Source organism: Caballeronia sp. dw_276 (genome assembly GCF_018449635.1).
In the GTDB taxonomy this organism is placed as follows: Bacteria; Pseudomonadota; Gammaproteobacteria; order Burkholderiales; family Burkholderiaceae; genus Caballeronia.
Genome location: NZ_JAAVUV010000020.1, coordinates 1 through 15,289 on the forward strand (window position 1 = coordinate 1; position 15,289 = coordinate 15,289).

Below are 15,289 nucleotides of genomic sequence, written 5' to 3' on the forward strand. Positions count from 1 at the left end.
GCGTTGGGGGGTCTCATCGAAATGCGCGCTCCTGATGTAGACTGCGGCGGATGCATCCGCCAGCGTGACTGCTCGTACTGATCAATTGCACAAAAATACTCTGCTGCAGGTCATCCTCGTACGAAATTTACATTTCGTATATCTAATCATTTGCATCTTGTTAATGACGGCTTTGAACTAAGCGGACGGAGTATATCGAATGTCATTCTCCTCGCCCATGGAAGATGCAGCGTGCATGTGACCGATCGGCTTGTGCACATTAGTCGTCGCATCACGCGCCTCAATCTCACCCTCGATCGGCTGACCCATGCCAATTCCACCTATCCTGATTACCAATCAAGGCCGCTGGCCGTCCGATGTCGAGTTGTGGCTCGTCAACGTGGACTTGCGCAAAAGCGATGCTGAAATCGGCGGCTTCCTCAGCGAGAATGAACACAAGCGGATGGCGCGTTTCGTGCGGCGCGACGACCGTGCTCGATTCAAGTTCGCGCGATCGACGTTGCGCAAGATTCTCGGCCGTCGGTTGGCGTGCGATCCCGCGCGACTCGAGTTCGAGGTGGGCGCTTACGGACGACCATCCCTGATCGGCCATCCACGCGTCTCCTTCAATGTGTCACATTCGGGCGAGCGTATATTGATCGGCGTATCGATGCACCGAACGGTCGGCGTGGATATCGAGGTAGAGAATGCGGCGCTCGAATGGCGGACTTTGTTAGACAGCGTATGCGTACCCGAGGAAGTACCGCACATATTGGATGCGGTCGACTTTTATAAATGCTGGACCGCCAAGGAGGCGTTACTGAAAGCGACGGGCCTGGGCATTGGTGTGGATAGCGGCTTGAAATCAATCGATCTCGCAAGCAGACGAATGCCAGCAGGGCTCAACTTCAATTGGTTAAACGAAATTGATGGATATGCGGCAGCTGTAGCGTTTGGCACAGATGCTGACATTAGCGCCGCGCCGGCCCGGGCGCTGCGCTAGTGCTGATCAACGATAAATTTTTGGCTGCGACCGCTTCACGACGCTGTTCAAGCCTCTTCCTGCTCTGCAAGCAACTCTTCGCCGGAAGCTTCGTTCGAGTTTTTCGAGAGCAACTCCCTTATGAAGCTCGCAAGACTCGGCACGCATGGATATTCGAATACCACGACGGGATCGATGTCAACCTCGAAATGGTCGGCCAGCTTCCCCGTCAAAAGTACCGCGCCGGCTGAATCGAGCCCCAAGTCCGCAAAAGGGGCCGATAACAGCACGTCTCGTGAAACCTTGTCGCCAAGTTCTCCTTCGAGATACGACACGATTACGTTTTCAATGCTCAATTTGAGCTCCTTTGGTTGCGCGCACGATTACATAGGAATCGACGCCATAATGAAACCGCCACAGCCCGACGCCCGAGGCGCGGTCGGCAGTGCTTGCGTTGACCCTGATACCGCTGGATACCTCACCCCGGTATCGTCTTGTGATGTATTCACGCATTCCCGGAAATACGTTATCCGAAATATCCTCAATTTCAATGTTGGAAAATCCAGCCTCGCGCAATAGCCGCTCGTATTCGGCCGCGTCATATACATTCTTGCCGGACCACCCGACCCTACGCCGGGTGAATGCTGCCCAAAGGGAGAATCTTGGCCGTTTTCCCGACTTTAGAATCATGTCGGCCATGACAAGACGTCCATTCGGCTTCAACACACGATAAGCCTCCCGGAAGTAATCGCTGCGCGTATTGAAGTGCATGGCGGATTGCAGCGCTATAACACGATCGAAGGATTCATCGGCCAGATCCAGCTGAACTGCGTCCCCTACGATGCAACTCAAACGATCGCCCAGGCCGGCATGTCGGATTCGTGCCGTCGCGAACTCAACCTGGAACGGAGAGATATTCACGCCGACAATACGACCCACCTTGAAATTCTGCGCCCAGAAAAGGTCTTGTTCACCGAATCCAAAGCCGACATCTAGTGTTGCCTCCGATTCATCAAGCGTGGCGACCTCGCCGACTTTACGAGCAAGGTTTTCGCAGGCGCCTTCATACGTGGAATCTCCCTGCCAGTAACCGCAGTTTTGCCAAAGCGTAACGCTATTACCCGCGGACGCGGTTTTCCCGCTCTCCAGAATGTCGTATCCAAGATCCTCATAATAGAGCGCGGGACTCGATGAAAGAAACTGCCGAATGACGCGTCCAACCATTGAAAGGTTGGTCGCCTTGACAATCATCGACAGTATTCCTGACGAACGTGCGTCAGGTGTAACGTCATTCATACTGCCTCCAGTTTTTCAACGGTTTCTATCCCTACAAAATTCCGGATCGCACGCGCGACCTGAGTTGCTGCGTTTCCTTGCATGATGGTGAAATGGTCCGCATCGATCTCCACGCGAACGCCTTCCTTCAGATAAGCACCACCTTCTACAACTCCTTCCACACGCGAACGCTCGTTTTGAATAGCCTTGATGTAAAGGCCTCGAGAAGGCGCTGCGGTCGGACGGTAGCCCTTCAACAATTGAATCCGCTCTTCAAGGTAGTCATCTGTGTGGCGGGCGCCCTCGATATCTGCTTTGAAGTCGTCGATCTTCAGGTTGTCGTTGCAGAAATAGCTGTCGATCAAAACAAGATTCGGACATATTTCCTCCCGCCTGAATAGCGACTCGCTAATCGCAAGCGCCAGGTTCCCGCCGAGCGACCAGCCGACAATCGCGCTGGCGCTTGACGCATCGCGTCGCCAGTCCTCGAACTGCTCGTCGAGGATCCGGTCGAAATTCCCATCGCGATACGCTTGCTCCGGAGCCCTCAATACCTTTATGGAGCATGTCGAAGTCAATCCCTGAATTACTTCGTCATAGATTCTGGGTGTGGTCGCAAAGGGGACGACGAACAAAAGTACTGGAGCGTTCTGACGCATGGCGATAGGCTGTACAACCACCGAGCCGTGGAAATTCGTCCCAAGCGCAAGGAATTCACCCGGCGTCATATCGACCTTTACTGCTGCTACTGGCGTGTTACTGCCGAGCGCCGCGTTCGCGCGCCTCAAAAATCGCAGAAGCGAAATGGAATCGATACCGAGTTCATAAAAGCTTTTGTCCAGATCCAATGGATGTTCGTCAAACATCGTAGCCCAGAGATTTCTTAGCTTGACCTCATCCTCGTACGAAGAAGCGATGTCCTGCCGCCGTGGCGTAGTCAATGACCGCGCTTGCTGCACGATTCGAACCTCGAACTTGTTGCTGTCCAACCCTGCCTTGTCCAGCGCCGTGGCGACGTTCAATACCATTTGGCGTTCGGAAGACCTCCAGATCGGCTGGGCAGACGGCTGCCGCAAGCTGATCGGGTCACGAGACGCAGCCAACACATGGATTGCGGTGCCACGCAGTAGCGATTCCTGCTCGTGGATCACAAAGAACCCTTGGCGCACAAGCATGCTTGTGATCTCTGCGAGGCGCCCCCCGATATCGTGGACCTCGATATACAGATTGCGAATCTTCTCCCAGTCGTCTGCATCGATTCCAGCAAGAACGTCCATTTCGGCTTTTTCTACATCGATCTTAAGCAGGTCGATTGTCGATATATCAAGCCGACGGATTTCAGCGGACAAGGTTGTAGTCTCGACTTCGACGGTACGCGTAGAAAGCCTGTCGGCAATCAGATCGCTCATGTTGACCCCGTCGTTTTCTGCGCTCACATCCTGCTGATTGACAAGCGCTTGAGCGGTAACCTCGATGTCGTCGACGTCAGCGTACAACCCAGATATAAGCGTATTGTTTTCGTAGAAGACAAAGTCGGCCTTCCCGATCGACCTGGACAACGCCTTTTCAACTACGTCGGCTGGCACCAGATGTGCACGCATGTTGTGTCGCAGGGCGGATGCGATTTCCGCCATTGGTTCGTACACAAAGAACCGCATGTCAGGGTGTTCATCGAACAGCGAAAGCGTGAACAACCCGATGTTGCCACCCACGTCGAAGACCGTTGCTTGCGAGGGCAATGCGAGAGCCAGTCGCTTGAAATAAGAGTCCTCGAAAATTTCCTGAAAATTGAAATCGGCTTCCGTCCTGTTGATGACCGAAATGACCAGATCGTTCGAAAGACGATGAGTCTTCAACTCAGGGTGGCGCGTGAAATAAGCGAGCTGTGGAACCGCGTCCACTGTCGGCGTCAGTTCGAGACAAGGCTTGGAAGCACCGTCCTGCGTCGCATCACGTGCCCGCTCAACGCCGTAAACCATACTTGCCGTTGCCAATGCACGGCGCACGTCGTCTTGGGGTGTCACGCACTCAAGTACGCACGCTTCCTCGCTCCGAACCAATTTCCCTATGATTTCGCCGTATGCCTGACGGATAGCCACGACCTGTTCCGCCGTAACCACAGCAGAATTGAAATCCAGCCGAAGACGCAATTCCTTGCTTTTCGGATGAATGCTGAAACTGCTGACAAAGTCGAAGTCCGTAAACTCATGTGGCTCCACGTCTTCCACGAGAGAGGCATCAGCTTCGCCCTCGTCGTACACATGAAAGCTCGTAAAGTTGAAGACGGTATCGAACAGCTTCCCGCGCTTCGCATCTCTAGTAATGGAGTGCAACGGGTAACGGCGGTAAGGAAGATTCTTAACCTCTTGCGATGCGGCCTTGCGCGCTACGTCCGCGGCAGAGCATGCCGGGAAATCAAGAACGATCGGCAAGGTGTTAAGGTGAAGCCCAAGGACGCTCTCATAGTTCTCGAATTCCGGCCGGCCGTCGACGACATAACCGGTCAGTATCCGCTCCTGGTTGAACAGGCGAGCGAGCGCATACCCGTGCATCGTCATGAGAATTGACTTGAGCGGAGCGCCGATGCGCCTTGCTGCATGGACCAGAGACGCGTGCTCCGTGCGCGAAATCTGCACGATCTCATGCGCCACGTTGTCTTGGGAGACAGAGCCATTCTGGCTGGCTGGTCCTTTGAGGAGACACGGCGACACGCCGTCCAGCGTATTTGCCCAATAGGCCGCGGACTCTGGTGACCGGGACTCGGCACGTTCCAATGCGACGTAATCCGCAAATCGATATTTCGACGATGCGCCGTGGACCAGGCGCCCATGCGAAACCGATCGAAACAATTGCACGATAAGCGAGGCCACACTCCATCCGTCAAGGATCATGTGATGAAAGCAAACTACCAGCGTCGCCTTCCGACTGTTCTGAACAAGGCGAAACAGGATGAGCGGATCATCGACGGTGTTGAACTGATGTCGCTTGAGCCTTCTGACCATCCGGTCGACGGAGGCATCGAAATCCTCTGCATCTCCCAGCGTCGTAACCGAAAAATCGACATCGGAGTGACGCACGATACCCTGTGCCAATTCGCCGTGGTCCCGCTCGAAGACTCGGGTTCGGAGAACGGCATGTTCACTCGTCATCGAAAGTATCATCGCCCGAAACAGGGTGGGATCCACGGGGCGCGCGACACGAACTACGAATACATCACGATAAACCGCTGCGTTCTGGTTCAGAAGCGATTGGGCATACATGACCTCCTGGAGCGTCGTTAGCGGATAAAGATCCTCCAGGCTCTTCTCTTCTGCAGTCAACGGTTGATCGGCCAGCTCGAAGACACCAACCGGCGTACCGGTGAGGCCGCTTCCAGTTCCCGCGCCGCCGACTTCACGGATACGTGCGTCGAGCCGTTCGAGCGTTTGGGACACGTACAGATCGTGGATGGTTAAGTCGATGCCTTGCTTTCTCAGCAATCCAAGTAGCCGGAGTGCCTTAATAGAATCGCCCCCTTCCAAAAAGAAGTTGGAATCGCCTCGCGACGCCGATGGTGCGCCCAAAACACCTGTCCAACTGGAAGTCAACCTTTTATCGAACAACGATCCGGACCGAATCTTTTCCTCTTCTCCATGCTCACCCGCTCTTGTCCGGTCGTAATGCGCGAGCAGTTCGTTGCGCGCAAGTTTCCCATTTTCCGTTGTCGGAAATTCGCTAACAAAGCAAATGCGCGAAGGGCGCATGTGAGACGGAAGAATTGCTTCCGCGGCGGCACGAATATCTTGTGCCGCGGTAGCTTCGTCAGTGTCCTCCGATTCTCGAACGACGAATGACACAAGCGTCGACGCACCGCCCGTAGATGGGAGTAGTGTTCGGGCGCTACGCACCTGCGGCAGTTGCTCCAGACAAGCGTCGATCTCGCCGAGCTCGACCCTTTGTCCACGGATCTTCACCTGATGATCATCACGGCCGAGGTATTCGATGTCTCCATCGTGGTTCCAACGTGCCAGATCTCCGGTCTTGTAAAGCCGCCGTGTCTCCCCGCCATATTCACGAATGGCCACATGCAAGAAGCGCTCTCTGTTCAGCTCATCACGCTTGTGATAACCGGAAGTGAGTTGGATGCCCTCAATATAAAGATCGCCGACTGATCCAACGGGAACCAAACGTCCGTCGTTTCCGAGAATATGAAGTCGCGTGTTGCCGACGGGCCGACCGATCGGAATGATGGATCGCTGCGCATCCCGCGGTTGGCATTCGAAGTAGCTTACGTCGATAGCAGCTTCGGTTGGCCCATAGAGGTTATGAAGGCCGACGTTCGGATAAGACTGGAAAAACTTCCTGACATGGGCGGGCTGCAACGCCTCACCACTACAGAAGACCGAAACAAGGTCCGTCTGCTGCGCAATGTCAATATATTCGAGGTATGCATCGAGCATGGATGGCACGAAATGCAGCCGCGTCACCTGCTGTTCGATTATCAATCTTTGCAGATAATCCGGATCCCTGTGGCCATTCGGCACGGCGATCACCAGGGTCGCCCCGAACATCAGGGGCCAGAAAAACTCCCACATCGAAACGTCGAAGGTGTACGGCGTTTTCTGAAGCACCCGATCGGCAAGACCAAGGTCGTATGCCGATTGCATCCACATCAAACGATTCAACAGCGCGTCATGCTGGATGACCACGCCCTTGGGCTGCCCGGTGGAACCCGAGGTGTACAGCATGTACGCTGCCCCGGTGGCCGTCGCCTTGTTGAACAGCTTGACTCCATGGGCATCGTTCGCAAGTGCTCGTCGATTGACGACAAGGGACCGATGGGCCGGGAAAGCGTGCAGATCTCCGAACAGCCCGGACGTCAGGACCAGCACTGGCTCGGCGTCGGCGATCATTGCGTCGATCCGCGCGCTCGGATAAGACGGATCCAGCGGAATGAACGCTGCGCCAGCCCGCATGACCGCCAGCATTGAAAGGACCATCTCCGGGGATCGGTCAAAGCACAAGGCGACGAAATTTCCCGGTCCAACGCCACGCTCCGACAGAGTAAGCGCAAGGGCGGCCGTCTCCGCTTCGAGGGAAGCATAAGATATCGACACACCATCGAACCATAGCGCCGCCGCGCTTCCACGGGACGCGCACTGGGCGAGGATCGAATCGAGAATTGTACTGTCGTCCGAATAGTGAACGGCGGTGTCGTTCGCTGACTTGATCAGCGCGACGTCGGCCGAACAAAGGCTGGGTAACGCGGCAAGTTCTGTGGCGGTGTCCGAGACGATCGCCTCCAGTGTTTCGAGGAAAAGCGCGTGCCAGTCTTCAAGATGCTGCGCGTAACCGCTTTGGCATGTCCAGTTCGCGGCGTATGCCCCGTTCAGCTCTGACACAGTGAGCATCAATGGACAAAAGCCGCCAACTTGCTCCAGCCGCCCCATCTCGCCCAGATCTTCGGCGGCCTCTTCAGGCAGCGAGTTCCAATTCACGAATACCGGAAACTCTCGTCCCGCAGCTTCCGGGAACCTCTCCCGAACGATCGACAGAATTTTCGAATAGGATATCTGGTCATTATCCAAAGCCTCGACGACACCGCCTTTCAATGTACCAAGGAGATCGGCCACGCTCTTGATTGACCCGAGATCCAGCAGGACGGGGAGCGGATTCACAAAATAGCCCACTGCATCGCGCTCATCTTCATCGCGTCCGAATGTGGGCATGCACACGGCAAGACTGCTCTTTCCTGTTATGCGCGCAAGCAGATGAAAGACGCTTGCAAGGACCACGACGAATGGAGAGACCGTGGCCTGTCTAGCCGCGTTCAGAATGCGCGTTCGCATTTCCGAAGGAATCTGAAATTCAATTGAGCGAGGTTCCGCGGCGCCGTCACGCTGTTCTGCCGCATGCGAGGGAAGCGAGAGCGGTTCGTATCCATGGGCCAGCTTGCTTCGCCAATGCTCCATCTGAGCAGTTGGGGGCGCTTGCAGAAATTGACGCGCGACATGTTCTAGAAATCCATCGCTTCCGCACGTAAGAACATTTTTTCCGTTGCCCGACATCAACCGCTCGAGCGAACGCACGATTATCCCCAACGACCAAAAATCGACATTCAAATGGTGTAAGACAAGAACACACACGCGGAGCGCATCGCCGCCGCTTTCCGGGCACTCATAGAGCGCTGTCCGGATCAACGCAGATCCATCCATCGTAAATGCAATGCGCTTGAACGCAGAGAGCGCTTCGTCGCAGTCGGGCCGGCTGGCGAAGCGCATCACGTCGAGCGGGATATCGATCTCTGAGGCGACGCGCTGGTACGCATGATCGCCTTTGATCTTATATATTCGCTTCAGCGACGGATGCCACGCGCAAAGCGTGGTCAACAGTTCGGATAGTTCGCCCGACCCGATATGCGACGGAACATCCAGAGCAACTGCAATGTTGTACGCAGTGTCAGCCGGATGAAGCATCTGGTGGAGGATCAGCGCCCTTTGATTTTCGGTGACCGCGTTCCATCCACCCTCGGCCTTCTCCTTTGTCAGGGCGTCCAGGATTTCAGTTTTGCACGCCCGTATTTCCTCGATCTGATCAGTTGACTGATCGCCGGCACGCATCCGATAGCGAACATTGCCATCGTCGATCCAAAGCATCACGCCGCGGTAGAGATAGTCCGCAATCAGGGTATTCATCAAAGCGCTCCATCTATAAATTGGTCTACTTTTTCGACAGAGTCGCCGAGACCTCGAAAAACGTTTTCCGAAAGTTGTCCTAAAGAGATATTGTCCAAAAAAATCTTCGCCGGAACGTCAATTTGATACGCCGATTTAATCCGCCCCTTGAGTTCGAGCGCAATGAGAGAATCAAGTCCGATGTCATGCACTCTGTCATCGATCGACAAGCTGTCGGACTCCATGTTCAAGGCAGACGCCAACAGTTGTGCGAGATAGTGCGCTATGCGGCTGATTGCCTCTTGCTTGTCAAGCGCAAGAAGTTCTTCCCGATGCGGCGCCAATATCTCGCTCCGTTCCTTCCTGGCAGTTCCTTTTCCTTGCTGAATCAAAGAAACAGCCTCGCGAACCACGAAAACGCGGCCCGCTCGTTCCTTCAAGGCAGCCCAATCGATGTCCAACGCCAGATAACATCCCGACTGAGCGCTCAAGAGATGGTGCGTCAAGCGTTCCCCGAAGCGCGGCAGGAACGGGACGACGCCCCATCCCCTGGCCTTCTGAAGTTCGTCATCACGCGCAGCGGCGCCAATCTCGTCCCACGGGCCCCACTGAATGGTGACGCCAGCGATCTCCGGCGGCAGCCGGGCGACCAGATCATCCAGCAGCGCATTGGCAATGGCGTGATTGGCCTGCCCCGGTGATCCTATGACCGAAGCAGCAGTGGTATATGCCACGAATCGGCTGAGGCCGTGCTCCTTGAGAGCATGGATCAAGTTGAACGCACCCAACACCTTGGTCGATGCAACCTCGTCGAGGCTTTCAAGGGTTTGATCTTCGATGAGCCGGTTGTCGAGCACGCCCGCCAAATGAAAGACCGCGTCCACCCGTTTGCCGGATCTCTCGATCTCCTCGACGCAACGCCTGACCATGTCCTTGTCGCGAACGTCGCAACGATGACTGACTACGGTTACCGAACGGTCACGCAGCGAACTCCACTCCCTTGACTCCAGGTTGACGGGTTGGCGACTGAGGAGGTCGATGCGCTTTCCACCATGGTCGACTATCCATTTGACGACGCTCATCGCCAGTGGCGAAGAGCCTCCGGATATTAGATAGGTTGCGGATTCGTCGAGCTTCGTCTCGTCGCCAGTCTGCGGTGCCTTTTTGACAATCCGTCGGGCTGCTCGCTTGCCGTCGGCAAACACAGTGCAAGCATCGCTCGATGCTCCCAGCAACTCTGATCGCAACTGGGCAACATTCTCGACCTCGATGTATCGAACCTTTTCTGACAGCGTTTCGAACGACAGCGTCTTGATAGCTGCACATTCAAAGGAAACCGGATGAAACGCGTTCTGCGCGCCAGTAACCTTCACATACGCACCGCTGCACCCCATCTCGGCTACAGCCACCTTCAGGGCCTTCAGCGCTGGCAGGAACGTCTTGAAGGCGTCATGAAAATGTCCATAGTCGCGGGCGTTGAATGCTTGTTCATGTGACTCCCGCGAAAGGAATACCACCGTGCATGGACGCGTGTCACCGTGCAACGCCTTGATTTTATGAATGCGGTCGGTGATGTGCTCCAGAAAGTTGGAAGCAGTGGGAGCAAGGAAAACCGGCTCTACATGGCATCCGCTTTGCGCGCGTAACAGTGAAGCAAGGTTGTCAACAATGTCTTCACTATCGCCAACCAGGACGAATGACGCTAATAGCTGACTCGCGTCGACCAGCTTTTGCGCGACATAGACGACCTGACTCAAAGCCTGCTCGAGCTCATCGACTGGTGCGACCGCAAACCCTGTGCTCTCAAGAAGAGCGGTCCATTGCCCGTGATTGATCAGAGCGCTATTGCTTGGCGAACGTTGATCCTCGAAGCGCCACCAGCCATCCGTGAGACCAAAGGTCAGGTCCAGCCAGGCTTGCTGACCATTGCCCTCGAGCAAGAAGGCAAGCCCCCCCTGCCTGGTCAACTCGTTGACGCGAGCAACCGAGGCATTCAGATCCTTGGTTGCATGGAGGACGTTCGCTGCAATTACAACGTCATACGTCCCATTCTGAAACCCTTGAGCTTCGACGTCGCGTTCAATGTCGAGAACGCTGAAGCTGACGCCTTCGCGCGCAAACCTCTCCGCCGCCCGCGCGACAAGCAAAGGCGATATATCTGTGAAGCAGTATTCGAATCGATGTCCGGAAAGTGCGTCCAGCACGAACGAAGTCGTACTGCCGGTTCCCGCGCCGATCTCAAGAATCCGGATTTTCCGCGACGTATCGATGTTCATCAGGATGCTGTCCACGATTTGGCGATTTATTGCTTTAGCCATCGGGGCATGCAGATAGACATTTTCGACGATCGACGCATCGCCTTCGGGAAACAGGACGCTGACACCGTCGCGGTCGCCGCGAAGGACAGCCTCGGCGCTTGTGACTCCGAGCTCAAGAAGGGCCAACTCGTGATGGTTGGCAGATGCCTTTGTGCGCGCCCAGGAGAATATCTGGTCGCGCGTGAGGGAACAGAGTTGCTCGCCCGAGGCTCCGAATTCCGCGCTTGCGTTGCGTGCGTCATCTGCAGAAGCCGCAAGGTCTTCAATTCGCCGCCACAGGCGAGGAAGCGCAGGGTCGAACGAGCGACCCGAACTGAGATCACGATGAACTCGCTCCGCAGAGACCCTCGCAACCAGCTCGATGAGCCGTTGGTCACCAAGCGCCACATCGATTTGATCTGCTGCAAGCCTTTCGCGCACCGGAATCCGGTCGGATCCGCATACGCCGGCGTAAAGGATCTCGTCCAGCGCATAAGAATACAGGCAGTCTTCCTCTGCTCTTTGCACGTGCCGGAGAAGTCGCCCCTGGTCGATTTGCCGTACAGTCAAGCCGTCTACGCGAAGCACCACCTTACCTTTTTCGTCGACGAGCACAGCTTCGCCCGTGACCATCGAGCTGGACGCGTCGTCCGATTTTTCCGCTCGTGCATAGCAGGTGAATCTGCTTCCCTTGATGACCGGCGCAGCAGTTACGCCACGCACGGCAAACGGAACGTAGGTCTTATTCTCCGACAGCCCGACAAGCGGCAGTGCGCCGATAACCTGAAAGCAAGCATCCAGAAGACCGGGTTCGATCGAGAAAGGAGACGATTTCGATCCCGCGCTCCGCTCGAAATCGACAATTGCGTAGCCGCCCGCGAGCTCAATGGAGCGACACCACCTGAAAGAGGGACCCAGGACGAGACTGGCCATGGAAGCAAACCGAGCATAGAACTCTTCGCCTGAAACAGTATGCGATCCCGTTCGAAGCGCATTCCTGGCACGGTCAATAAATTCCGCACAATCGTCGAACGTTGAAAGGGTTTTTACTTCACCAATCGCATGAGTTTGCGGATCCGCGAGCTCACTTGAGTTCTTGACAAAGCTCACGGTCGCGAACTCTACCTTCCCCGCCACTTCCTGGAAAACAGTCTGCAAAACACGATGGACGCCGTCCCGGCAGATCGCAGCTTCAGTGAATTGAATGTCCCGCAATCCGCGCAACGGTCGATCGCCGTAGCATCCATTTTGGGCATCAAGGGCGTAGACGCAATGCATGGCGCCAGGCGCCAGGTACTCGCCGAAAATCACGTGATCTTGCACATATTCGTGCGTCTGAATCGAGAATTCGTGCTCTGCCAAGCGCCAGTCCTGATTTGGCGAGACGACAAAATGCATGTCTCCTGTGCTCGCCTGGCGTGGGGAGTTTCCTGGCTTTGCCAAAGGCGGCGTGCACGCCTTTCCGGTGGGGTAAGCGGGCAGCTCACCAAAAAGCGATGCGAGCTGTTTTCTGGAAAAAAGCGCCGACCACTCCACATTGATTCCGAGCGTGAACAGTTCGCCCAGCGTCGTCACGAAGTCTTTCTTGCGAAGTCTTGAGGAAAGACCTTCCCAGGCGACGAAGCTGTGTTCCTGGGCGTTCGGGAATGAGCGGGAAACGCAATCCGAGAGAATCGAATTACCTCCTAGCTCAATGAAACAACAAGGCCCGCTGTTGGCGACGACCTTCGCAGCATCGAAGAAATTTACTGGTTCGAGCATCTGCCGCTGCCAATACTCCGGCGTCGTGAAGATCGCGTCCTCCTCTTGCCCAGTCAGTGTGGAGACGATGCGCATCTGCGGACGATTCGATTTTTTGCTCTGCAGGAAGCGCGCGAAGTCCGTCGCCGCACCATGCATCGCCATCGAATGGAAACGGTAGCGGACCGTCAGTTCGATCGACGTAATGTCCATGTCGGACAGGATTCGGGCGAAATGGGAGATATCTTCTGCGCAACCGCTAACCGTTGTGAGCTCCTCTTCATTGATGGCCGCGATCTCGATTGCGAGATTGGCCTCGCGAATGAGTTGCTTCACCTTCCCGGCATTGACGCGCACCGCCAACATCCGGCCATGATGAGACGGCTGATCCATCAGCCTCGCTCTCTCGAGCACGATATCGCACGCGTCCTCGATATCCCACAAGCCCGCAATAGTGCATGCCACGAGCTCGCCGACACTGTGGCCAATCAAGTAATCAGCCGTGACGCCTAAAGCTGCCAGGGTGCGCGCGAGCGCATATCCATACGCGAACAGTGCAGCCTGGGTGTACACCGTGCTTTCCGACAACGAATCGTCGAGCGCATTCCACATGATCTCCTTGATATCCACACCGATCCGCGACGAAAGGCGCTTCGTCACCAGATCGAACTCCGTCGCGAAAATGTCGCAACTGGAGTGAAGCGAGCGCGCCATTCCACGATACTGCGCACCCTGACCCGGGAAGAGGAAAACCACGGACGGTCTGGCCCGGCCACTGGCGACGCTGGCGTCGTATGCGGCGAGGGACTGTGTCAACGTATGTCGCGTCGACGAGTCAAAGACCGCTCGATGCTTCTGCGCGGGACGAACCAGGTTGAGCGCTGCCGCAACGTCTTGCGCATCGACATCGGCACGTCGATCGACGAACGCCTTCAAGTCGGCCACGCTTTGAGTAAGCGAGTCACGCGAATGAGCTGAAACGGCTAACACACCGCAAGGCACGTCGCGAACGGCATTCGGCGATTTTGGCGGCGCCTCCACGATGATCGAGGCGTTGGTTCCGGAGAAACCAAACGCATTTACCGCCGCTACGAGCCGCTCGCGGCCGGCCAGGTCCACCGGCGCTCGCGGGATCGCAATTGATGTATCGACCTGAGCGATCGCCGGATTCAGCTCCAGCAGGCCATATTGCGGGCTGAGCGTCCGGGAACGGAACACGGTGAGCGCTTTTAGAATGCTGACCACACCCGCGGCTGCCTCGGTGTGACCGAACTGCGACTTGATCGACGACACCCAAAAAGGATCAAGCCGGCTTTTCGCGTCGCACTTGCCGCCATAGACGGATGATATTGCCTCGAACTCAATTGGGTCGCCCAGGCTGGTCCCTGTTCCGTGTGCTTCGATCCAGTCGATCTGCGAGGGACTCATGCCAGCATTGGAAAGCGCATCGCGCATGACGTCCTGTTGTGCATTGCCGCTTGGAACGGTCAGGCCAGCACTCATCGCGTTGTGATTCATTGCGACGCCGCGCAGTATCCCGAGGATGTTGTCGCCGTCTCGTTCGGCGTCGGACAAGCGTTTCAAAAGGACCAGACCGGCGCCCTCCGCTCGGACATACCCGTTCGCTCGCGCGTCGAAAACCCGACAGACGCCCTCCGGTGAAAGCATTCCTATTTCGGTGAGGATCTGGTTTCTCGCGGCATCGAGCATTACATTGAAACCACCTGCGATAGCTTGGTCGCATTTGCCAGCTCTCAATGCTTCCGTGGCGAGTGCGATCGAAACGAGCGACGAGGAGCACGCACTATCGATGACAAGTGAAGGGCCGCTCAGGTTGAAGCAAAAACTTACACGTCCGGAAATCACATTCGCCGCGTTGCCTGTAGGCAAATACATGCGGTCGCGCTCCGGCAGCACGTCTGCGATGCTGTGACCATATGAATTGTCCGAGACTCCGAGAATCACCGCAGTCTTTGAGTTCGCGTAGCTGCCGCGTGGTATGCCGGCTGCTTCAAAAAGCTCCCAGGACAGCTTCAAGGCGAGACGTTGCTGCGGCTCCATGCATTGCGCTTCGCGCGGGGAGATGCCGAAAAGTAGCGGATCAAAGTCGAAAACGTCATCGATAAGACCGCCGACCACGCCGGAGCGCATCGACATATCCCGATTGAAGAGATCCGCTGGAAGTGGACCCAGCACCGTCGCTTCTTCAGCGAGCGCGTCCGCGAGACCTGCTATAGAGCGTATTCCGCCAGGCAAGCGACAAACGGCTCCGACGATCGCGATCGAGTCAGGTTTGTCCGACATCGGAGTCACCGGCAGGGTTTCGTCATCTCGAACGGCGTTGAAAAACAATGCATCCATGA

The 15,289-nt window shown here is 56.0% G+C and carries 5 protein-coding genes; 1 reads left to right on the forward strand and 4 read right to left on the reverse strand.

Features of this window, described 5'->3' with window-relative positions; translation table 11 throughout:
• The first annotated feature begins 364 nt into the window (after window positions 1–364).
• Window positions 365–982 (forward strand): 4'-phosphopantetheinyl transferase superfamily protein, encoded by a 618-nt coding sequence (locus HB633_RS29360; protein WP_213781639.1) that lies wholly within the window; start codon window positions 365–367, stop codon window positions 980–982.
• Between the two features lie 47 nt (window positions 983–1,029).
• On the opposite strand, the gene HB633_RS29365 is transcribed toward HB633_RS29360, so the two are convergent.
• Genes HB633_RS29365 through HB633_RS29380 form a run of 4 tightly spaced genes read right to left on the reverse strand, consistent with a single transcriptional unit; the run spans window position 1,030 to window position 15,287 of the window.
• Window positions 1,030–1,317 carry an acyl carrier protein gene (locus tag HB633_RS29365; RefSeq protein ID WP_213781640.1) on the reverse strand — a complete coding sequence of 96 codons (288 nt, stop codon included), beginning with the start codon at window positions 1,315–1,317 and terminating at the stop codon, window positions 1,030–1,032.
• The gene (locus HB633_RS29370; RefSeq protein ID WP_213781641.1) at window positions 1,307–2,257 is read right to left on the reverse strand and encodes a class I SAM-dependent methyltransferase; all 951 of its coding nucleotides are present in this window, start codon (window positions 2,255–2,257) and stop codon (window positions 1,307–1,309) included. The genes HB633_RS29365 and HB633_RS29370 overlap by 11 nt, the downstream gene beginning before the upstream one ends.
• On the reverse strand, window positions 2,254–8,910 hold the full coding sequence (locus HB633_RS29375) for a non-ribosomal peptide synthetase (RefSeq protein WP_213781642.1): 6,657 nt from the start codon (window positions 8,908–8,910) through the stop codon (window positions 2,254–2,256). The genes HB633_RS29370 and HB633_RS29375 overlap by 4 nt, the downstream gene beginning before the upstream one ends.
• Window positions 8,910–15,287 carry a type I polyketide synthase gene (locus tag HB633_RS29380; protein WP_213781643.1) on the reverse strand — a complete coding sequence of 2,126 codons (6,378 nt, stop codon included), beginning with the start codon at window positions 15,285–15,287 and terminating at the stop codon, window positions 8,910–8,912. Before HB633_RS29380 ends, HB633_RS29375 begins: the two co-directional genes overlap by 1 nt.
• Between the last annotated feature and the right edge of the window lie 2 nt (window positions 15,288–15,289).

Coding starts and splice junctions, on each gene's coding strand:
- HB633_RS29370 (WP_213781641.1), bottom strand. CDS start 2,257: ATGAATGACGTTACACCTGACGCACGTTCGTCAGGAATACTGTCGATG.
- HB633_RS29375 (WP_213781642.1), bottom strand. CDS start 8,910: ATGAATACCCTGATTGCGGACTATCTCTACCGCGGCGTGATGCTTTGG.
- HB633_RS29380 (WP_213781643.1), bottom strand. CDS start 15,287: ATGGATGCATTGTTTTTCAACGCCGTTCGAGATGACGAAACCCTGCCG.